13 protein-coding genes are annotated in these 21,814 nt (G+C 62.4%); 4 read left to right on the forward strand and 9 right to left on the reverse strand.

The genetic code is table 11. The annotated features are described in order from the left end of the window. Positions 1–3 precede the first annotated feature (3 nt). On the reverse strand, positions 4–393 hold the full coding sequence (locus B5P46_RS29485) for a hypothetical protein (protein WP_129421863.1): 390 nt from the start codon (positions 391–393) through the stop codon (positions 4–6). A 228-nt stretch (positions 394–621) separates the two neighbouring features. On the opposite strand from B5P46_RS29485, the gene B5P46_RS29490 reads away from it, so the two are divergent. From B5P46_RS29490 to glgB, 3 genes are read left to right on the forward strand one after another with little or no spacing between them, the layout of a single operon-like run. Continuing rightward, the gene (locus B5P46_RS29490; RefSeq protein WP_129421827.1) at positions 622–3,846 is read left to right on the forward strand and encodes an alpha-1,4-glucan--maltose-1-phosphate maltosyltransferase; all 3,225 of its coding nucleotides are present in this window, start codon (positions 622–624) and stop codon (positions 3,844–3,846) included. Beyond that, positions 3,847–7,128, forward strand: coding sequence for a maltose alpha-D-glucosyltransferase (gene treS, locus B5P46_RS29495; protein WP_129421828.1), 3,282 nt, complete (start codon positions 3,847–3,849; stop codon positions 7,126–7,128). Further along, on the forward strand, positions 7,125–9,335 hold the full coding sequence (gene glgB / locus B5P46_RS29500; RefSeq protein ID WP_129421829.1) for a 1,4-alpha-glucan branching protein GlgB: 2,211 nt from the start codon (positions 7,125–7,127) through the stop codon (positions 9,333–9,335). Before treS ends, glgB begins: the two co-directional genes overlap by 4 nt. 42 nt (positions 9,336–9,377) lie before the next feature. Here glgB and B5P46_RS29505 read toward each other — a convergent pair whose 3' ends face one another. From B5P46_RS29505 to B5P46_RS29540, 8 genes are all read right to left on the reverse strand, one after another. Continuing rightward, positions 9,378–10,139: an ABC transporter ATP-binding protein gene (locus B5P46_RS29505; RefSeq protein WP_129421830.1), complete on the reverse strand. Its 762-nt coding sequence runs from the start codon at positions 10,137–10,139 to the stop codon at positions 9,378–9,380. Further along, positions 10,136–11,176 (reverse strand): FecCD family ABC transporter permease, encoded by a 1,041-nt coding sequence (locus B5P46_RS29510; protein ID WP_129421831.1) that lies wholly within the window; start codon positions 11,174–11,176, stop codon positions 10,136–10,138. Before B5P46_RS29510 ends, B5P46_RS29505 begins: the two co-directional genes overlap by 4 nt. Next, positions 11,173–12,198 (reverse strand): ABC transporter substrate-binding protein, encoded by a 1,026-nt coding sequence (locus tag B5P46_RS29515; protein ID WP_129421832.1) that lies wholly within the window; start codon positions 12,196–12,198, stop codon positions 11,173–11,175. The genes B5P46_RS29510 and B5P46_RS29515 overlap by 4 nt, the downstream gene beginning before the upstream one ends. 111 nt (positions 12,199–12,309) lie before the next feature. Beyond that, a complete protein-coding gene (locus B5P46_RS29520) occupies positions 12,310–12,948 on the reverse strand; it encodes an RES family NAD+ phosphorylase (RefSeq protein WP_129421833.1) in 639 nt (212 codons plus the stop codon). Next, a complete protein-coding gene (locus B5P46_RS29525) occupies positions 12,948–13,559 on the reverse strand; it encodes a helix-turn-helix domain-containing protein (protein ID WP_129421834.1) in 612 nt (203 codons plus the stop codon). Before B5P46_RS29525 ends, B5P46_RS29520 begins: the two co-directional genes overlap by 1 nt. Positions 13,560–13,638: 79 nt before the next feature. Then, positions 13,639–14,502, reverse strand: coding sequence for an alpha/beta fold hydrolase (locus tag B5P46_RS29530; RefSeq protein ID WP_129421835.1), 864 nt, complete (start codon positions 14,500–14,502; stop codon positions 13,639–13,641). 2 nt (positions 14,503–14,504) lie between these two features. Beyond that, a complete protein-coding gene (locus B5P46_RS29535; protein ID WP_129421836.1) occupies positions 14,505–14,786 on the reverse strand; it encodes a hypothetical protein in 282 nt (93 codons plus the stop codon). Between the two features lie 51 nt (positions 14,787–14,837). Then, a complete protein-coding gene (locus tag B5P46_RS29540; RefSeq protein WP_129421864.1) occupies positions 14,838–15,305 on the reverse strand; it encodes a hypothetical protein in 468 nt (155 codons plus the stop codon). Between the two features lie 209 nt (positions 15,306–15,514). Here B5P46_RS29540 and B5P46_RS29545 point away from each other — a divergent pair, with 209 nt between their 5' ends. After that, positions 15,515–21,814, forward strand: coding sequence for a HAMP domain-containing protein (locus B5P46_RS29545; RefSeq protein WP_129421837.1), 6,300 nt, complete (start codon positions 15,515–15,517; stop codon positions 21,812–21,814).

Consider the following 21,814-nt stretch of genomic DNA (forward strand, 5'->3'; position numbering starts at 1 on the left):
CTTTCAGGGCGAGGCGGGATCTGTGGCAGCTTTCGTCTGATTTGGTCTCTGCTTCACAGTGACGTGTACGTCCCAGCCTCTCATCACCGTGTTCGGCACGGCGATCGTGCATATCACCATAACGCTCCGTTTCGAGCGGCCAAGGCTCTTCGGCGTCCACTGTTTTTCGAGCGGGACCGCACATCGTGGAACCAGTGTCTTCAGGTTGGGCTCCAGCACCTCCCATTGCTGATGCCCCTCGGCGTTTTCGTGCGAAATGAAGCGCCTGGCCTCCTCGCGGATTTCGAACAGGCCGTGCGTGTGCTCCGTGGAGCGATCAGTCTCGATGCTCCAGGAAGCCAGGCTGAAGGCGCAAGCCGAAAGGGCAGTGCCAAAGAGTATCGATCGAAGCAATGGTGCGCCGTCAGCAGCCAAATGAGTCACCCTCCCGGGAGGCGGAAGACTACCCAAATACGGCACGAACCTTCAAGGCCTCGCCGCAGTGCGAGCGCCTCGGAACGCGCCCCATCGATCCCGCGCCAATGCCGTCGACGGTATCTGGCGCATCGCGAAATGCCAGTTTTGGTGGAACAACCGCCGCCAAGAAAAGTTTGCCTCTAAACCAACTCGAGGCGGCGGACGATGTTATTCTCTGCGAACCAGGGTGTGTTGAGCACCCCACCCCGGATCTATTATGTCAATCCACTCCTTCTTCAGGGTATCGATGCGTGGCGCGAGGTTTTCGACCATGCGGCGGATACCGGTTTCGACCGCGTGCTGACGGCACCTCTCTTCGACCGGGGCGGGGAGCGCAGCATCTTTGCATCCCAGGATCTGAATCGCCTTGATCCTCAACTGTCGCTCGGAAGCGCAATCGAGGATGGGGTGGGACGCCTGGCGGAGGCCGCCCGCAAGAGCGGCGTCGCCTTGATGATGGACCTGATGCTTGACGGCAAGGCCCGGAATTCCGAGGCGGGCTTTCGCCCCGTCGATCCGAGACGCTCACCATTGGATCCGGCAGAGCCGATGACCGCGATGGAGGCGGAATCTCGATCCCGGCTATTGGAAGAATGGACAGAACGGCTGCAAGAACTGGCCGGTCTTGGCCTCTCCGGCTATCGGGCGCTCGGGATCGATCGCATTGCGCCGGCGGTTTTCAAATCGCTGATTGCGGCGGTGCGCGAGAAGGTGGACGCGCAATTCCTCGCCTGGACGCCCGGCACTGATTTTGGGGCGAGGGACGCGGTCAAGAATACAGGCTTCGATGGATGTTTTTCATCGATGGCCTGGTGGGATTTTGACGAGAGATGGTTCATCGAAGAACACCGCCTCCAGAAGCCGCTTGGCTGGCAGATCGCTTTTCCTGAGTCGCCATTCGCCCGGCGGATCGCGCACGGAACCGAGAGCCGCGAAATCCTCGAACGGCGCGCCATAAGGGCGCTGCGCCTAGCTGCCTCACTCGGCGGCGGCCTGATGGTTCCGATGGGCTTCGAATATGGCGCCGCCGCGCAGCTCGATCCGACGCATGGGAATGGAGCGGGTTTGCGGGGGCTGCGCCATGACCTCGCCTTCGATATCTCCTCCGAAATTCGCCTTGCGAACACGGAGGTCGGCAAGGCTCCCCCTGTGCTTGCCTCATCGCTTCGGCTCATCCGTAACGCCAATGGACCGGTCTCAGCGCTGCTGCAATCGGCGGCAGAAGACCTTCGCAGCGCCGAGAATGTGCGGTTCATCCTGCTCAACAGGGACCTTCGGAAAAGTGCGCCCGCTCCAGTGACCGCACTGCGCGAAGCGGCCTCCGGTTTTCTTCCCGTCGCAGCCGACGGCACGGCTCTGCGGCTGCGGGCAGGGGAGACCCTGGTGGTCGAATGCAAGGCGCCGGCGCCGATCACATCCCGGCCGATCCTCGATATCGAGCAGGCGGTCGCTTCGCCGCGGCTCGCGATCGAGAACGTCATCCCGCGGGTCGATGACGGGCGGTTTCCCGTCAAGCGGGTGGTCGGCGACGTCGTTACCGTCGAGGCGGATATATTCGCCGACGGCCACGACCCGATCGCTGCGGTCCTGCTCTGGCGGCCGCTCGATGCGGCGGACTGGTACGAGACGGAGATGCAACTGGTCGAAAACGACCGCTGGCGCGCCGAATTCCTGCTGGAGCGCACCGGCCGCTACGAATTTGCCGTCGAGGCATGGAAAAACCTGTTTGCGATCTTTCGCTACGAGTTGACGAAGAAGAACGATGCCAGGCTGGACCTGAAGCTCGAGCTGCAGGAGGGGCTGAACCTCGTCCGTTCGGCTGAGACGCATGCCGGCGCAACGCTCAATGCCGAATTGAAGGCCCTCGGCGACAGTCTTGAAAGGGCGTCCGATGCCGAGCGCACGGCGATCCTGCTCGATGCCGGGACATTGGAATTGATGAACAAGGTGGACAGGCGGCCGTTTCGGCTTCGCTCGACGGCAAGCGCCGTCGATGCCGAACGCAAGGAGGCTGCCTTTGCCAGCTGGTACCAGATCTTCCCGCGCTCGCAGAGCGGCGATCCGGACCGGCACGGCACCTTCGACGACGTCATCCCGCGACTGCCCGCCATCCGCGACATGGGTTTCGACGTGCTCTATTTCCCGCCGATTCATCCGATCGGCTCGACCAATCGGAAAGGCCGCAACAACAGCCTGAAAGCCGGGCCGGGCGACCCCGGAAGCCCCTATGCCATCGGCTCCGAGGACGGCGGCCATGATGCCATCCATCCCGAGCTCGGCGAGTTCGAGGATTTCCGCCGGCTGGTGGGGGAGGCCGGCCGGCACGGCCTGGAGATTGCTCTCGACCTCGCGATCCAGGCGTCGCCGGATCACCCCTGGCTGAAGGAACATCCCGGCTGGTTCGACTGGCGTCCCGACGGCACGATCAAATATGCCGAAAACCCGCCGAAGAAATACGAGGACATCGTCAACGTCGATTTCTACACAAAAGATGCGCTGCCTTCATTATGGGTGGAGCTGAGGGATGTCGTCCAGCTTTGGGTGGACCAGGGCGTCAGGCTGTTTCGCGTCGACAATCCGCACACAAAGCCCTTTCCGTTCTGGGAATGGCTGATCGGCGATATCAGGGCCCGCCATCCCGATGTCGTCTTCCTCTCGGAAGCCTTTACCAAGCCGAAGGTCATGTACCGGCTGGCAAAGATCGGCTTCTCCCAGTCCTACACCTACTTCACCTGGCGCAATGCCAAGTGGGAGCTTGAGCAATATATGCGGGAGTTGACGGAGACGGCGCCGAAGGAATTCTTCCGCCCGCATTTCTTTGTCAACACTCATGATATCAATCCGGATTTCCTGCAGAATGCGCCGCGCCCGGCCTTCCTGATCCGCGCAGCACTTGCCGCCACTCTTTCGGGATTGTGGGGCGTCTATAACGGTTTCGAACTTTGCGAGGGGCGTCCCGATGCCAAGCGCAAGGAATATGCCGACAGCGAGAAGTACGAGATCCGCGCCTGGGACTACGATCGGCCGGGCAATATCATTGCCGAAATCAGGACGCTCAACCGCATCAGGAACGAAAACACCGCGCTGCATTCGCATCTCGGGCTGACGCTGCTGAATGCGCGAAATGACAATATCCTGTTTTTCGAGAAGGCAAGCCGTGCCCGCGACAACGTCCTGTTGATCGCCATCAGCCTCGACCCCCACAATTTCCAACAAAGCGACGTCGAGCTGCCGCTCTGGCACTGGTCGCTCGGGGACGGCGGCACGCTGGATGCCGAAGATCTGATCGGCGGGCATCGTTTCAAGTGGACCGGCAAATGGCAGAGCATCAGTCTCAATCCTGAGGTCCTGCCCTATGCGATCTGGCGTATTCGCTCAAGGGAGGCATGAATGGACACGATGAATGCGGATAGCGCGGCGCAGCCGCTCTGGTACAAGGATGCGATCATCTACCAGCTGCACATCAAGTCGTTCTACGATGCCAACGGCGACGGCGTCGGTGATTTCGCCGGCCTGCACCAGAAGCTCGATCACATCGCAGCCCTCGGCGTCAACGCCATCTGGCTCCTGCCTTTCTTTCCCTCTCCGCGCCGCGACGACGGCTACGACATCGCCGACTATGGCAGTGTCAGCCCCGATTACGGAACGGTGGAGGATTTCCGGGCTTTCGTCGACGCCGCCCATCAGCGCAATATCCGCGTGATCATCGAACTCGTCATCAACCACACCTCCGATCAGCATCCCTGGTTCCAGCGCGCCCGCCAGGCGCCGGCAGGGTCGCCGGAGCGCGACTTCTACGTCTGGTCGGATACCGATCAGAAATTTCCGGAAACGCGGATCATTTTCATCGATACGGAAAAGTCCAACTGGACATGGGACGCCGTCGCCGGTGCCTATTACTGGCACCGCTTCTATTCCCATCAGCCCGACCTCAATTTCGACAGTCCCCTCGTCATGGAGGAATTGCTGAGGGTGATGCGCTTCTGGTTGGAAACCGGCATCGACGGTTTTCGTCTCGATGCAATCCCCTACCTTGTCGAGCGCGAGGGGACGATCAACGAAAACCTGCCGGAAACCCACGCGATCCTCAAACGCATACGTGCCGCGCTCGATGCCACCCATCCCGGCGTGATGTTGCTTGCCGAGGCCAATCAGTGGCCGGAGGACACGCGCGAATATTTCGGAGAAGGTGACGAATGCCACATGGCCTTCCACTTCCCGCTGATGCCGCGCATGTATATGGCGATCGCCAAGGAGGATCGGTTTCCGATCACCGATATCCTGCGCCAGACGCCGGAGATTCCCGACAATTGCCAATGGGCGATCTTCCTTCGCAACCACGACGAGCTGACGCTCGAAATGGTGACCGACGCCGAGCGGGACTATCTCTGGGAGACCTATGCATCCGACAAACGTGCCCGCATCAATCTCGGCATAAGGCGGCGCCTGGCGCCATTGATGGAGCGCGACCGCCGGCGGATCGAGCTGATGAACGGGCTTCTTCTCTCGATGCCGGGAACGCCGGTGATCTATTACGGCGACGAGATCGGCATGGGCGACAATATCTATCTCGGCGACCGGGATGGTGTGAGGACGCCGATGCAATGGTCTCCGGACCGCAATGGCGGTTTCTCCAGGGCAGATCCGGCGCGTCTCGTCCTGCCGCCCGTCGCCGACCCGCTTTACGGTTTCGAGGCCGTCAACGTCGAGGCGCAGAGCACGGACGCGCATTCGCTGCTGAACTGGACGCGCAGAATGTTGGCGTTGCGCGGCAGGCATCCCGCCTTCGGGCGCGGCACGCTGCGGTTCCTTTCACCGGAAAATCGCAAGATCCTTGCCTATCTCAGGGAGTATGAAGGCGAGGTCTTGCTTTGTGTTGCTAGTCTCTCGCGGCTGCCTCAGGCCGTCGAACTCGACTTGTCGAGCTTCGAGGGGCGCGTTCCCATTGAACTGACCGGCATGTCGCCGTTTCCGCCGATCGGCCAGTTGACCTATCTGCTGACCTTGCCGCCCTACGGTTTCTTCTGGTTCCAGCTGACGGCTGATGCCGACCCGCCGGCGTGGCGCACCGCACCGCCGCAACAGCTTCCCGATCTGTTGACGATGGTCATCCGGCGTAGCCTGCTCGACCTCGTGGATGAACCGGGTCATGCACGCATCCTGAGCGGCGAAATCCTGCCCGCCTATCTCTCCAGGCGGCGATGGTTCGGGGCAAAGGACCAGGCGCTTCAGGCCGCCCGACTGATCTCCGTGACACCAATCCCATTCGCCGACGGCGTCGTCCTCGGCGAGTTGGAGGTCGTGCTGCCGAACCACAGCGAATCCTACCAACTGCCGCTCGCGGTCGCCTGGGACGATGCCCACCCTTCCGCGCTTGCCCAACAGCTTGCGCTTGGGAGGATTCGTCAAGGTCGACGCGTCGGTTTCCTCACAGATGGATTCGCCGTGGAGGCGATGGCGCGCGGCATTCTGCACGGACTTCGCGACCGCTCGCGCACCACCGGCCGGACCGGCACGCTCGAATTCCTTGGGACAGAACAGCTCGACAGTCTCGATATTTCGAGCGAGCTGCCGGTGCATTGGCTATCGGCTGAACAGTCCAACAGCTCGCTGCTCGTCGGCGACGTAGCGATGATCAAACTGATCAGGCACATCTTCCCGGGCATCCATCCGGAAGTCGAGATGACGCGCTATCTCACCCGCGCCGGCTATGACCACACGGCGCCCCTGCTCGGCGAGGTCGCGCATACCGATTCCAGCGGACGCCGTTCCACCTTGATCATCGTCCAGGGCGCGATCCGCAATCAGGGCGATGCCTGGAACTGGATGCTGAACAATCTGCGCCGTGGGGCCGACGAACTGGTGCTGAACGATCCGGCGGTTCAACCAGACGACGACGTCTTCCGGTCGCTGATCAGTTTCGTCGCGATGGTGGGCCTCAGGCTCGGCGAATTGCATGTCGTGCTCGCTGCGAAGACCGGGGACGAGGCCTTCAGCCCGGTGGTTGCCGGCGATAGCGAGGTCGAGGCGATGAGGAAAGCCGTTGCCGGGGAGCTCGCCTATGCCATGTCGAAGCTCGATGAACGCGACGAGAATGCCGACCCCGCCATCGACCTGCTCGCAGCGCCGCTTCTCGAGCGGCGTTCCGAACTCGCAGAGCTCGCCGGGACGTTGGCGGAGAGCGCCCGCCATACGCTGATCACACGCACGCATGGCGACTTCCATCTTGGCCAGATCCTTGTCAGCGAGGGTGATGCCGTCATCATCGACTTCGAGGGCGAGCCTGCGAAAAACTTGGCCGAGCGCCGCGCCAAGACGAACCCGCTGCGTGATGTTGCCGGGCTCTTGAGATCGCTGAGCTACCTCGTGGCCACCGCCCAGCTCGATAACGACGCGGTCATCGAACATGAGAACGAAGTCCGGCGCGAGGCGATCGCCCGCTTCGGGCGCCATGCCGAGGAGGCCTTTCTCGATGCCTATTCGCAGGCGATTTCCGTATCGAAGGAGCTTGACATGCCACCCGATCAAAGACGCAGGGTTCTCGATGCCTTTCTTCTCGAAAAGGCCGCCTACGAGATCGCCTATGAAGCTCGCAACCGACCGAAATGGCTGCCGATCCCGCTATCCGGCCTTACCGAAATCGTATCGCGTCTGGTGGGGGTCAAGGCATGAATGTTGAGCGCTCGGAACTTCTGGCGGGCATCGGACAGGATGCGCTATGGGCCTTGATCGAGGGGCGACATGGCGATCCGTTTTCGATCCTCGGCCCCCACCAAAGCGGCGGCATGACGATCGTGCGGGTGTATCTGCCCGGTGCGGAAGCGGTCGATCTCATCGATGCGACGAGCGGCCGGGTGGTGGCGCCTTTCAGCATCGCCCACCCGTCCGGCCTCTTTGCGGCGGCGGCCGCCTCGAGGACGGGATACCGGCTGCGGATCACATGGCCGGATGCAGTTCAGATCACCGAGGACCCCTACAGTTTCGGTCTGCTGCTCGGAGAGCTCGACCTTCATCTGATATCGGAGGGCACCCATTATAGTCTGAGCCGGACGCTCGGCTCGGTGGCAATGTCGATCGACGGTATATCAGGCGTTCGTTTCGCCGTCTGGGCTCCGAATGCGCGCCGCGTCTCGGTTGTCGGCGACTTCAACGCCTGGGACGGGCGGCGAAACCCGATGCGGCTGAGACCGTCGGCGGGCGTCTGGGAGCTGTTCGTCCCCCGGCTGGCCCCCGGCGAAAGGTATAAGTTCGAGATCGTCGATGCTGAGGGGACCTGCCTGCCGCAGAAGGCCGATCCGGTGGCGAGGGCAAGCGAAGCCGCCCCATCCACCGCCTCCATCGTCGCATCGTCGACGCCGTTTCGATGGACCGATGACGGCTGGATGAAGGGCCGGTCCCGGCAAGACAGGCTGGAGGGCGCGTTCTCCGTCTATGAGGTGCACGCCGGCTCCTGGCTTCGTGATCTAAAGGACGGCAACAGGTCGCTCGACTGGGTGGAACTCAGCCAGCGGCTGGTTCCCTATGTCAGCGATATGGGCTTTACCCATATCGAGCTGCTGCCGATCATGGAGCATCCGTTCGGCGGTTCCTGGGGATATCAGCCGCTCGGTCTGTTCGCTCCGACCGGCCGATATGGGACGCCTGAGGATTTCGCCTATTTCATCGACCGGTGCCATGGCGCCGGGCTCGGCGTCATCCTCGACTGGGTGCCAGCCCATTTTCCCACAGACGTCTGGGGGCTTGCCCGCTTCGACGGCAGCGCTCTCTACGAGCACGAAGATCCGCGCGAAGGCTTTCACCGCGACTGGAACACGCTGATCTACAATCTCGGCCGTAACGAGGTGAAAGGGTTCCTGATTGCCAGCGCGCTGGAATGGCTGGAGCGCTACCATATCGACGGCTTGCGGGTCGATGCCGTTGCCTCGATGCTTTACCGCGACTACAGCCGCAACGAGGGCGAATGGATTCCCAATCAATATGGCGGTCGCGAGAATTTGGAAGCCGTCGAATTCTTCAAGCACCTGAACAGCATCATTCACGAGCGCTGCCCGCACGCGATGACCATCGCCGAGGAATCGACGGCCTGGCCCGGCGTGACGAAGCCGCCCGAGCAGGGGGGACTGGGCTTCGATATCAAATGGAACATGGGCTGGATGCATGACAGCCTGAGCTATATCGAGAAGGATCCGATTTACCGGAGCTACGCCCATGGCACGATGACCTTCGGAATGATCTATGCCTATTCCGAACACTTCATTCTGCCGATTTCACATGACGAGGTCGTCTACGGAAAGGGCTCGCTGCTGACGAAGATGCCGGGCGACGAATTGCAGAAATTCGCCAATCTGCGCAGCTATCTCGCCTTCATGTGGGGCCATCCCGGCAAGAAGCTCTTGTTCATGGGGAGCGAAGTCGCCCAGCCGGGCGAGTGGAATCACGACGGGTCAGTGACCTGGGATGTGCTGGACCGGCCTCCGCATGTGGGGATTCAGCGCCTGGTGAAGGATCTGAACGGCCTTTACGGGGACGAGCTGGCATTGCAGTTCGGCGACTTTCATCCCGAGGGCTTCGAATGGGCAGCAGCCGACGACGCCGTCAATTCCGTCCTCGGCATGCTCCGTTATGCGCCCGACCGCGCTTCATCGGTGCTGGTCATGTCGAACTTCACGCCGGTGCCGCGTTACGGCTACAGGATCGGCGTGCCGAGCGACGGCGTGTGGATCGAGCGGATGACGACGGACGCGCGGGAATATGGCGGCTCGGGCCTGGTCAACGGCGCGGTGTCGACCGAACCCGTGCCCGCCCACGGCAGGCCGGTCTCCCTGTCACTGACGCTGCCGCCGCTATCGACGATCTTTCTGCAAGGGCCGTCTCCCTGACGGCGCGGCCGCGGACCGGTCACCCCGGTGGCGGTTTCACCGTCACCTGAGATAATGGATATGCGGGCGCGAATGATAGGGAGAGATTTCGATACGGGCCTCGACGGAAAAGACATTCCTGAGAAGATCCTCGCTCAACACGTCCTGCGGTGCGCCGGAGGCGACGATCCTGCCATGCTGCATGATGATCAGCTGGTCGCAGAACATGGCGGCATGGTTGAGATCGTGCAGGGCGACGATGCTGGTGATCGGCAGGCCGGAGACGAGCCGCATCAGGCCGATCTGGTGCTGGATATCGAGATGGTTCGTCGGCTCGTCGAGGATAAGTTCCTGGGGCGACTGGGCGAGCGCCCTGGCAATATGAGTGCGCTGCTTTTCGCCGCCCGACAGGCTCTGCCAGCGATCGTCGCGCTTCTCCGCCATGCCGGCGCGCGCCAACGCCTCTTCGACTGCCTCTTCGTCGGCCCTCGTCCAGCCCGAGAACCTCGACCGGTGCGGAAACCTTCCGAGCTTGACGACGTCAACGACCTTCAGATTGGCATTCGTCGTGGCATGCTGCTCGACGAAGGCGATCCGCCGGGCGATCGACCGGCGGCTGATCGTGCCGATGTCGTTCCGGTCGAGCGTGACGCGGCCGGAATGCGGCCGCTTCAGGCCGGCCAGAAGCCGCAGCAACGAGGTCTTGCCCGAGCCGTTCGGGCCGAGCAGACCAAGCATCCGGCCGGGCTGCGCTTCCATGGAAACGCCATCGAGAATGGTCTTCCTGCCAATTTTCCAGATGAGGTTGTCGGCCTTGATGCTCATGATGCGCGCTGGAACCGATAGAGGATGATCGAGAAGAAGGGGACGCCGACCAGCGCCGTGACGACGCCGATCGGCAGGATCTGGTTGGGAATGAGGGCGCGCGCAGCGATGTCGGCGAGCACCATGAAGATCGCCCCTGTTATGGCGCAGGCCGGCAGCAGGCGAACATGCAGCGGCCCGACGACAAAGCGGGCGACATGCGGCACAACGAGGCCGACGAAGCCGATCGACCCCACCATGCTGACGATCGTCGCCGTCATCATGGCGGTCAGCGCGAAGAGCACCATGCGGGCGCGCCCGACATTGACGCCGAGCGAAGATGCCGCCTCGTCACCGAAAGCGAAGGCGTCGAGCACGCGGGCGTAGAACAGGCAGCCGACGAGGCTGATGCCGACGACGATCGAGACCAGCGCGAATTCCGGCCAGCGCACGCCGCCGAAGCTGCCGAGCAGCCAGAACATGACGTCGCGGGCCTGCTGCGCATTGGCCGAGGTGGTGACGATATAGGACGTCGTGGCGTTGAAAAGCTGCGAAGCGGCGACACCGGCAAGGATGGTCCGATCCGCTCCGCCGCGAGTGCCGTTCGACAGCAGCGCGACGAAGAAGAAGGCTGCGAAGGCCCCGGCAAACGCGCCGGCGGAAAGCGAAACCGCACCGGCACCCATTCCCAGGATAACGATTGCAACGGCGCCGGTCGAAGCGCCGGCGGAGATGCCGAGAACATAGGGTTCGGCAAGCGGGTTGCGCAGCAGCGACTGCATGATCGCGCCCGACAGCGCAAGGCCCGCGCCGCAGAAGGCGGCAACGAGCGCCCGGCTGAGACGATAATCCCAGATGACGGTCTCATGGATGCGGTTCAGTTCGACCGCGGTCCATCCCAGCCGGTTAGTGACGGCCGAAAACGTGGTTGCAAGCGGGATCGGCAGGTCGCCGATCCCGACGCTGACGCCAATGGCGACAGCGATGAGGCAGAAAGAGGCGAGGAGCAGTGCGAGGACGGCTCCCAGCTGCCGGAAGATACGGCCCGCTTCCGTCACTTCAACAGACCGAGAGCCTTCAGCTGGCCGGCCACCTGCTCAGCGCCGTAAACCGTGCGGACAGTCGGGTTCATGGCCTGGCCGTCCATGATTACGATCGCCTTGTTCTTGACGGCAGGGATCTGGCTGACGGCCGGATCGGTGTTCAGGAAATTGATCTTGGCCTCCGGCTTGTCGAGCTCCCACCGGTTGCGGTCGAGGCTGGCGACGACGATGACGTCGGGATTGGAGGCGATGATGCCTTCCCAGCCGAGCGTTGGCCATTCCGCTTCCGCTGATATCGCGTTGTGTCCGCCGAGTAGGTCGGCGATAAAGCCGGACGCGCTGTTCTTGCCGCCGAGATAGGCGTCGGCCGACGGGCTGGGGCTGGAGAACCAGAAGACGTAGGAAAGGTTCTTGCCGTCCTTCGAAACGCTGGAGCGAAGCTTGGCTTCGCGCGCCTTGAAGTCGGCGATCAGCGCCTGGCCGCGATCGGCGACGTCGAAAATCTCAGAGAGTTCGTCGATCTCCTTGTAGAGAAGATCCATGTTCCACAGCTCGCCGCGGCTGCCATACTGGTCCTTGACGTCCTTGGTGCTAAGGCAGGTGCTGGGCGAGAGATAGGTGGCGACGCCGACCTTGTCGAAATCCTCGCGCTTGGCGATCTTGCTGTTCGGCCCGACCAGGCTCGGCAAGGCCACCGCCACGAAGTCGGGATTTTCGGCGAGGATCGATTCGAAGGTCGGCATTTCGACGGTCAGAAGCTTGACCTTGGCATTGGCCTCGGCGAGCTGCGGCAGGACCTTGCTCGGCCAGAAGGCGGTGCCGGCCATCTTGTCCTCGAGGCCGAGCAGCAGCAGGATTTCCGCGCTGTTCTGGCCGAGGCCGACCGCCCGCTCGGGCGCCTTCTTGAAGGTTACCTCAGCACCGCAGTTTTCCAGCGTCAGCGGATAGGTCGTCGAACCGGCCAAAGACGGACTTGCGGCAAGGCCGATCAGGGCGGAAAGGCCGCAGGCGGCCAGAAGCGATTTGAGGCTGGTCACGAATAAATCCCCGGTGCGTGAGTATGTGCGGCCGCCGTATAGCCTCAGAAACGGGCAGAAAACAAGACCAAATAAATCAACTTATCGCAAAATTGCAGCCGCGTTCCCTGCCTAAACCGGGGCAACCGGTGACAGCGACTTGCCGTAGACTTCGAGGATCGCGGCGATCTCCTTGAGGATGCCGGAGAGGGGAAGCGTGTCCTGTCTGTTGAACGCCATGTCGCTGCGTTCGAAAAGGGCAAGGCAGATCTCGTTCGAATCATGGCGCGACTGATAAGCGAGACCATCCGGCCGGTCGGCATGGTCCCAAAGCGCGTCGGCCCAAAGGCCGCATGGTTCGTAGGGGCCGGTGGAGATGGCATTATCGGTGCCGAGAGCCTGCAGGCCGGTTCCGTGCATGCGCACGATCCTCAGCGGTCTGATACAGCTGAGTTCACTGATGGCGCGGGTGGTGATTTCGGTCATGGACACCATCAACCGCTGGGGATTGCGCAGGATCGTTTCCGCAAGCGCTCCCCTGCGGCTCATCCCGACATAGAGAATTCCGAAACGTCCGCTGGCGCTGTCGAAACGATTGGTGGCGGCAATCCCGGGGCCGGGTCCAAAGAAGATGGGATCGAGATGCGTCCGATGGACCCTATGGAGAACCTGCCCGGCTGGAATGAGGTCGATCGGCAATGACGAATGGGCGAGCCAAGAGGGCGGGGGCAGTGCAGCTCCCGACGGCCCTCTGCCTGCATTTGCCGGCATCAGGCAAAGCCGTCGGAGGTTTCAATCCGGATCAGACGCCGGACTGATTCACGATCGCCGTCGCGCAGCGCCTGCAGAGCTGTCCGACCACCGAGAACCGTATCGGAAGCAAGCAGAAAATCCAATGCGATCCAGGGACCGGCGGCGGCAAAACCACGCACGACGTCGGAAATCCCCGCGATCACCTCACCTTGATCAAACTGGCAGAGCGGATAGCGCCAGTCGCTGCCCTCGCGCACGGCAAGCAGCGTGCCGGTCCGCCGCCTCTTGTCGATTGCCTGTCTGCTGATGCCGAGGATCCGTCCGGCGTCCTCGGCCGACATCGTCCCGCCGGCCCGTTCGACGAGATTTTGCCGATGCTCGACGTTGCGAGCCAGTGCCGGAACCAGCGGATCGAGATCGTTTATCGCCGCTCCCACCATATCCGAGCGGCTGAGAAGCTGCGCCAACGATCCGGCGTCGGTCGGGGCTGAAAGCGCCTCGGCTAGGTCCTTTGCCGGCACATTTGCAGAAATGCGCTCCAGCGCCGACGTCGCGCGTCGCAGAAACGCGGTCCTGATGGAATTCGGTTCTTCCTGCGCGGTGGCGGGACCGGATGCGTGGCGGGTCACTGAGCGCCTCCTTGGTTGACAAGGTATTTATAAGGTTCATGACAATATGAAGTCAACCATGTATCGAAGCCGGAGCTCATCAGTGCGCTTCAAAAAACCCCCTGATCGCCCTGGAGAGCGCATACGGATTTTCCTCTGCCACGTGGTGACCGCTCTCTATCCCGAAACCTCGCACGTCATCCGCCCAGTTTCGCCAGATAGCGGCAGGATCGCCATAGATCTGTTCCATGTCGTCCCTGAGCGACCAGAGGCACAGCATGGGGCACATCACTTTCCGGCCGGCGTCGCGGTCCGCGCGGTCGTGAAGATGGTCGATGCTGAGACCGGCGCGATAATCCTCGACCATGCCATGGATCACATCGGGATCCTGGATGACGTCGAGCAGGTCATCATAGGCCTCTAAACCCATCAGCCTGGGTGACAGCTTGTCGTACCATGCTAGGGGATCGGCTGAAATTGCGCGTTCCGGCTTTTCCGGCTGGGCAAAGAAGAACCAGTGATACCAGTCTCTGGCAAAGGTCCAGTCGGCGCGTTCGAGATGCTCGATAACAGGGATGCCGTCCACGATGACGAGCTTGCGCACGCAGGCGGGATGATCCATCGCCATGCGGAACGCCGTCAAGCTTCCACGGTCGTGGCCGACCACGAAGAAGCTTTCGTGCCCCAATCGCCTCATCAGCTCGACGAGGGCGTGAGCCTTGGCGCGCTTGGAGGAATTGCTGCTCTCGGGCGCATCGGCCGGCTGGTAGGAGCGGCCGAAGCCGGGAAGGTCGGGGCAGACCACCGTTAAGTGCGGGGATAGGAAATCTGCCACCCGGCCCCAGGTCATATGGGTTCTCGGATGACCGTGGAGCAGAAGAACGGCAGGCCCCGATCCGCCTTGACGGACGCGAACCTGCCCGGGACCGACGTCGACAGTGTCCAACGTAAAGTCTTCGAACATGTTCAGGTCAGCTTTCCCACGCGCTTGGCATAGTCCGAAAAGGTGAATCGCTCGCCTTTCTGGCTTGCCTGATTGGCCAGCAGAAGCACACGAAGGGGAAACAGGGTCGCCGCGCGGTTGGCGTCGGACAGATCGTGTCCGTTATTTTCTTCAACGCTTTTCCTGGCCTTCGAGAGCGCAACGTCCAGCTCCTCATGGGTGAGCAGTCCTTTTTCGACGATTGCATCTGTTATCGACGCGATCGCCATAATGAGGCCTTCGAGCTGCAGGTTCGCCGTATTCATTGTGCCCTCCAATGAAGTGAAGCGGTCTCTCCGGCCGCCATCATAGTCACGTCAGTCTTCTTGAACCGGGCGGATTGTGTCTACCGAGATCACACCGTCGACGACCCCGCGTTTGACGTCGCGTCTATCCCGATCGATCTCGATGACGGTGTAGAGTTTGTCGTCGCGGAAGGCGCTGGCATTGACCGTGGTGACATCCTCGGCGGGAGCTGCATCAACTTCCATGAAGTCGAGTTCGCGCGCCGCGGCGACGATCCTGGCATCGCCGGACGTCCTGGCGGCAACCACGATGACGCCGTGGTTGGGAGCATTGTCCCATCTCGGATCGTCGGGTTCGGCGATGGGTTCCAGCCGATAGATGTTGAGCATCTCGCCGCCCGCGTTGGGCGAAGCTTGCGCAGCCGCGTCCTCGATTTGCGCCTGGCTCTCGACTGACTTTCCGAAGGTGGTCGGGCTGGTCGCGTTGTTGATCTCTTCTTCCTTGCCTGTCCTTGAAACGTTCGACATGTCGCTCTCCATTGTCAGGACGGAAACGACAGCCGGCAGCAAAGTGTTCCCGCGCACGAAAAACCGCAAATTCCACCGAGACGGTTTCCGGCGAGCATTCTCGATATCTGCAACTATCAGGCTCATTTTGGGCGGTGAATCATGTTAGGATGGACGCGGGATGGCCATACCATTTTCTGAGTTGAGCGCTAAATTACCAGTCGTCGAACAGGGGGATTTTCGTGAGCAACCAATCCAGCGAATTCGCGCGCGACAGCGTTGCGGTAGACAACCTCAATGGGCATGACCACAAAACGATGGCGTTCGACGACGCCAGCGCGCTTCTGGAAGTCCTTGTCGCGGTCAGGCGCGGCGACTTTTCCGTGCGGATGCGGTCCGACCTGACGGGTCTCACCGGCAAGGTCGCCGATGCTCTCAACGACATCATCGCCGCCAATCAGCGCATGGCTCAGCAGCTCGAGCATGTCGGGCAGGTGGTCGGCCGGGACGGGCGAACGAGCACTCGCGTACGCTTCGGCCTGTCGGACGGCTCCTGGTCCGAAATGGAAGGATCGATCAACGGTCTGATCGACGATCTCCTATGGCCGACGACCGCCGTCACGCGCACGATCACGGCTGTCGCCAAGGGAGATCTCTTGCAGACCGTGCCGCTGGATGTCGACGGTCGGCCGCTCAAAGGCGAGTTCCTGCGCTCGGCCGATATCGTCAATACGATGATCAAGCAGCTGAGCGTCTTCACATCGGAAGTGACGCGCGTCGCGCGCGAGGTCGGCACCGACGGAAAACTCGGCGGCCAGGCACAGGTGCCGGAAGTGACGGGCGTCTGGAAGGACCTCACCGAAAGCGTGAACTCGATGGCGTCGAACCTGACGGCGCAGGTGCGCAATATCGCGGAAGTGACGATCGCCGTTGCGAATGGCGATCTTTCCAAGAAGATCACCGTCGACGTGCGCGGCGAGATCCTGCAGCTGAAGGAGGCGATCAACACCATGGTCGACCAGCTCAGGTCCTTCGCCTCGGAAGTGACGCGCGTCGCCCGCGAAGTCGGCACCGAAGGCAAGCTTGGCGGACAGGCGCTGGTGCCGGGCGTGGCCGGCACCTGGAAGGACCTGACCGATTCCGTCAACGCCATGTGCGGCAACCTGACCGCCCAGGTCCGCAACATCGCTCAGGTGACGACGGCCGTGGCGCGCGGCGACCTGTCGCGCAAGATCACCGTCGACGTCTCCGGCGAAATCCTGGAGCTCAAGGAAACCATCAACACGATGGTCGACCAGCTGAACGGCTTTGCCGGCGAGGTGACGCGCGTGGCGCGTGAAGTCGGCACCGAAGGTCGGCTCGGCGGACAGGCGCAGGTGCCCGGCGTGGCAGGCACCTGGAAGGACCTCACCGACAACGTCAATTCCATGGCCTCGAACCTCACCGCGCAGGTGCGCAACATCGCCGAGGTCTCGACTGCGATCGCCAACGGCGACCTGTCGAAGAAGATCACTGTGACGGTGTCGGGGGAAATCCTAGAGCTGAAGGAGACCATCAATACGATGGTCGATCAGCTGAACGCCTTCGCCTCGGAAGTCACCCGCGTCGCTCGCGAAGTGGGCACGGAGGGACGGCTCGGCGGTCAGGCCAATGTGCGCGGCGTCGCCGGCACCTGGAAGGATCTGACCGAGAACGTCAACTCGATGGGCGGCAACCTGACGGCGCAGGTGCGCAATATCGCCGAGGTCTCGACTGCGATTGCCAATGGCGACCTGTCGAAGAAGATCACCGTCGACGTGAAGGGCGAGATCCTCGAATTGAAGGAAACCATCAATACGATGGTGGACCAGCTGAATGCCTTCGCTTCGGAAGTGACCCGCGTCGCCCGCGAAGTGGGCACGGAGGGCCGGCTCGGCGGCCAGGCCAATGTGCGCGGCGTCGCCGGCACCTGGAAGGATTTGACAGACAGCGTCAACTCCATGGCTTCCAACCTGACCGGGCAGGTGCGCAACATCGCCGAGGTCGCGACCGCCGTCGCCCAGGGAGACCTGTCCAAGAAGATCACCGTCACCGTGTCGGGGGAAATCCTCGAACTGAAGGAGACCATCAACACGATGGTCGATCAGCTCAACGGCTTTGCCGGCGAGGTGACGCGTGTGGCGCGCGAGGTCGGCACGGAAGGGCGGCTCGGCGGCCAGGCGAACGTGCTCGGCGTCGCCGGCACCTGGAAGGACCTGACCGACAGCGTCAATTCCATGGCCGGCAATCTGACGGCGCAGGTGCGCAACATCGCCGAAGTCTCGACCGCGATCGCCAATGGCGATCTGTCGAAAAAGATCACGGTGTCGGTCTCGGGCGAAATCCTCGAGCTCAAGGAAACGCTGAACACCATGGTCGACCAGTTGAACCGGTTCGCCTCCGAAGTGACGCGCGTCGCCCGCGAAGTCGGCACCGAAGGCAAACTTGGCGGCCAGGCGCAGGTGCCGGGTGTCGCCGGCACCTGGAAGGACCTGACCGAAAACGTCAATTCCATGGCCTCCAACCTCACCGGCCAGGTGCGCAACATCGCCGAAGTCACGACGGCCGTGGCGCGCGGCGACCTGTCGCGCAAGATCACCGTCGATGTGAAGGGGGAAATCCTCGAACTGAAGAACACCATCAACACAATGGTCGATCAGTTGAATGCCTTTGCCGGCGAAGTGACGCGTGTGGCCCGTGAAGTCGGCACCGAAGGCAAGCTCGGCGGCCAGGCGCAGGTCTCCGGCGTCGCCGGCACCTGGAAGGACCTGACCGACAGCGTCAATTCCATGGCCGGCAACCTGACGGCGCAGGTGCGCAATATCGCCGAGGTGGCCACCGCGATCGCCAACGGCGATCTGTCGCGCAAGATCACCGTCGACGTGCGCGGCGAAATCCTGCTTTTGAAGGATACGCTGAATACCATGGTCGATCAGCTTCGCTCCTTTGCCGGCGAGGTGACGCGTGTGGCCCGCGAAGTCGGCACCGATGGCAGGCTCGGCGGCCAGGCCGTCGTTCCCGGCGTCGCCGGCACCTGGAAGGACCTGACCGATAACGTCAACCTGCTCGCCGCCAATCTGACGACCCAGGTTCGAAACATTGCCGAAGTGACGACGGCCGTGGCGCGCGGCGACCTGTCGCGCAAGATCACCGTCGACGTGAAGGGTGAAATCCTCGAACTGAAGAACACCATCAATACGATGGTGGACCAGCTCAACGCCTTCGCCGGCGAAGTGACGCGTGTGGCCCGCGAAGTCGGCACCGAAGGCAAACTCGGCGGCCAGGCGCAAGTGCCGGGTGTCGCGGGCACCTGGAAAGACTTGACCGACACCGTCAACGTCATGGCCGCCAACCTGACCGAGCAGGTCCGCGGCATCGTCAAGGTGGTGACGGCGGTGGCCAACGGCGACCTCAAGCAAAATCTCACCGTCGCATCCAAGGGCGAGGTGGCCGCTCTTGCCGAAACCATCAACAACATGACCAACACACTCGCGACCTTTGCCGACCAGGTGACCACGGTGGCACGCGAGGTGGGCGTGGAAGGCCGCCTCGGCGGTCAGGCGAACGTTCCGGGTACCGCGGGAACCTGGAAGGATTTGACCGGCAACGTCAACCTGCTTGCCGCCAATCTGACGACGCAGGTGCGCGCTATTGCCGAAGTGGCGACGGCCGTCACCAAGGGTGACCTGACGCGCTCGATCAAGGTCGACGCGCGCGGCGAAGTGGCCGAGCTCAAGGACAACATCAACACAATGATCGACAACCTGCGCCTGACCACCGAGCGCAATACCGAGCAGGACTGGCTGAAGACCAACCTGGCGCGCTTCACCAACATGCTGCAGGGACAGCGCGACCTGACGCTGGTCGGCAAGATGCTGCTATCGGAGCTCGCACCTCTGGTCGGTGCCCATCAGGGGGTCATCTACCAGGTGGATGCCGACGAGCGGCAGCCGGTCTTGTCGCTGCTCTCCACCTATGCGCAAGGCGGCGAGGCGGCGCATCCGGCGCGGCTGGAATTCGGCCAGGGACTTGTCGGCCAATGCGCCAGCGATGCTCGCCGGATCCTGGTCACCGACCTTCCCGACAACGTCGTTCCGATAAGCTCCGGCGTGTTCACGACCCTGCCGAGAAGCGCCATCGTGTTGCCGGTGCATTTCGAGGGGCAGGTGAAGGCGGTGATCGAGCTTGCCTCCGCCGGCGAATTCACCGAGTTGCAGCTGTCGTTCCTCGATCAGCTGACGACATCGATCGGCATCGTCCTCAACTCGATCGAAGCGACCATGCAGACCGAAGGCCTGCTCAAGCAGTCCCAGCAGCTCGCCGCCGAGCTTCAGACGCAGCAGCGCGAGCTGCAGCAGACCAACGAGCAGCTCGGGCAGAAGGCGCAGCAGCTGGAGGAGCGCAACGTCGAAGTCGAGGCGAAGAACCAGGAGATCGAGCAGGCCCGGCGCGCGCTGGAGGAAAAGGCAACCGAGCTCGCGCTGACATCGAAGTACAAATCCGAATTCCTCGCCAACATGTCGCATGAGCTGCGCACGCCTTTGAATTCGATCCTCATCCTCGGCCAGCAGCTGGGAGAAAATCCGGATGGCAACCTGTCGGGCAAACAGGTCGAGTTCGCAAAGACGATCCACGGCGCGGGAACCGATCTGCTGAACCTCATCAGCGACATCCTCGACCTGTCGAAGATCGAGTCCGGAACGGTCTCGGTCGATGCCGAGGAGATCTTCGTCAGCAACCTGCTCGAGATGATGGCGCGGCCATTCCGGCACGAGGCGGAAAACCGGAGCCTGTCGTTCTCAGCCGAGGTCGGCGCCGATGTTGCGAAGAGCCTCATCACGGATTCGAAGCGACTGCAGCAGATCCTCAAGAACCTGCTGTCGAACGCCTTCAAGTTCACCGCGCAGGGCGGCGTGACGCTTCGCGTCGCCTCGGCAACGAGCGGCTGGTCATCCGATCATCCCTCGCTCAGACACGCACCTTCGGTGATCGCCTTTGAAGTCGTCGACACCGGCATCGGCATCCCGCCTGAAAAGCAGCGCATCATTTTCGAGGCGTTCCAGCAGGCGGATGCCTCGACAAGCCGCAAATACGGCGGCACCGGCCTTGGTCTGGCGATCAGCCGCGAATTGGCGAACCTCTTGGGCGGTGAGATTCAGCTGCGCAGCACCCCCGGTGTCGGCAGCACCTTCGTCCTCTACCTGCCGCTCACCTATGTCGGTGCCGGTGCGGTTGCGCCGAAATCCGTTCCGCCGGCAAATGTCGTGGAATTCGCCGAGGCGGCAGCAAACCGCCGCGCCGAGAAGACCGTCGAACATGTCGAAGACGATCGCCACCAGATAGCGGCCGGCGATTCCGTGTTGCTCGTCGTCGAGGACGATGCGCATTACGCCCGCGTCCTGGTGGATCTCGCCCGCGACAACGGATTCAAGGTTCTGGTGGCGATGCGCGGCAGCGACGCACTCGCACTTGCGCAGGACTACAGGCCGGCGGCGATCTCGCTCGACATCTTCCTGCCGGACATGCTCGGCTGGACGGTGCTCAGCCAGCTCAAGCAGAATCCGCAGACGCGGCATATTCCGGTGCAGATCATCAGCCTCGACGAGGATCGGCAGCATGGGCTGACCCGCGGCGCCTTCGCGTTCATGAGCAAGCCGACGACGCCGGAAGGCCTCGGCAAGGCGCTGTCGCGATTGAAAGCCTATGCGCAGCCGCGCCGCAAGCATCTGCTGCTCGTCGAAGACAACGAGGCCGAGCGTCTGAGCGTCACCGCTCTCCTGGGACACGACGACATCGACATCACCAGCGTCGGCTCCGGATCGGAGGCACTCGCCGCTCTTCGGCGGGATTCTCCCGACTGCGTCGTGCTCGACCTTTCGCTTCCCGACATGTCCGGCTTCGACGTGCTGGAGCAAATCCGCGACGATGCCGAGATCGGCGAGGTGCCGGTGGTCGTGTTCACCGGCCGGGAGCTTTCCCCTGAGGAGGACGCGACGTTGCACAGCATGGCCCGTAGCGTCGTCGTCAAGGGCGTCGAGTCACCCGAACGTCTCCTGGATGAGACGGCCCTGTTCCTGCATCGGGTGGTCGCCGACCTGCCGGCCGCAAAACAGGCGACGCTGCAGGAACTGCACAGTTCGGACGAGGATCTGGTCGGCGAGACCGTGCTGCTCGTCGACGACGATGCCCGCAACATCTTCGCGCTGAGCAGCGTCCTCGAGCGTCGGGGAATGAGGGTCCTGACCGCGACGACCGGCAGCGAAGCCATCGACGTCATCAACAACGAACCCTCTGTCGCGATCGTGCTGATGGATATCATGATGCCTGGAATGGACGGTTACGAGACGATGCAGGTCATCCGTTCGGAGCCACGGTTCCGGCGGCTGCCGATCCTGGCGCTGACGGCCAAGGCGATGAAGGGCGACCGCGAGAAATGCCTGGAAGCGGGCGCCTCGGACTATCTGGCGAAGCCGGTCAATACCGAACAGCTTCTGTCGGCCCTTCGCATGTGGCTGCACCGCTGA

The sequence above is a fragment of the Rhizobium leguminosarum genome (genome assembly GCF_004123835.1).
GTDB lineage: Bacteria > Pseudomonadota > Alphaproteobacteria > Rhizobiales > Rhizobiaceae > Rhizobium > Rhizobium leguminosarum_M.

Excerpts from the sequence above, each read along its gene's own strand:
- B5P46_RS29490 (WP_129421827.1), top strand. The coding sequence starts at position 622 with ATGTTATTCTCTGCGAACCAGGGTGTGTTGAGCACCCCACCCCGGATC.
- treS (WP_129421828.1), top strand. The coding sequence starts at position 3,847 with ATGGACACGATGAATGCGGATAGCGCGGCGCAGCCGCTCTGGTACAAG.
- glgB (WP_129421829.1), top strand. The coding sequence starts at position 7,125 with ATGAATGTTGAGCGCTCGGAACTTCTGGCGGGCATCGGACAGGATGCG.
- B5P46_RS29505 (WP_129421830.1), bottom strand. The coding sequence starts at position 10,139 with ATGAGCATCAAGGCCGACAACCTCATCTGGAAAATTGGCAGGAAGACC.
- B5P46_RS29520 (WP_129421833.1), bottom strand. The coding sequence starts at position 12,948 with ATGCCGGCAAATGCAGGCAGAGGGCCGTCGGGAGCTGCACTGCCCCCG.
- B5P46_RS29530 (WP_129421835.1), bottom strand. The coding sequence starts at position 14,502 with ATGTTCGAAGACTTTACGTTGGACACTGTCGACGTCGGTCCCGGGCAG.
- B5P46_RS29535 (WP_129421836.1), bottom strand. The coding sequence starts at position 14,786 with ATGAATACGGCGAACCTGCAGCTCGAAGGCCTCATTATGGCGATCGCG.
- B5P46_RS29540 (WP_129421864.1), bottom strand. The coding sequence starts at position 15,305 with ATGGAGAGCGACATGTCGAACGTTTCAAGGACAGGCAAGGAAGAAGAG.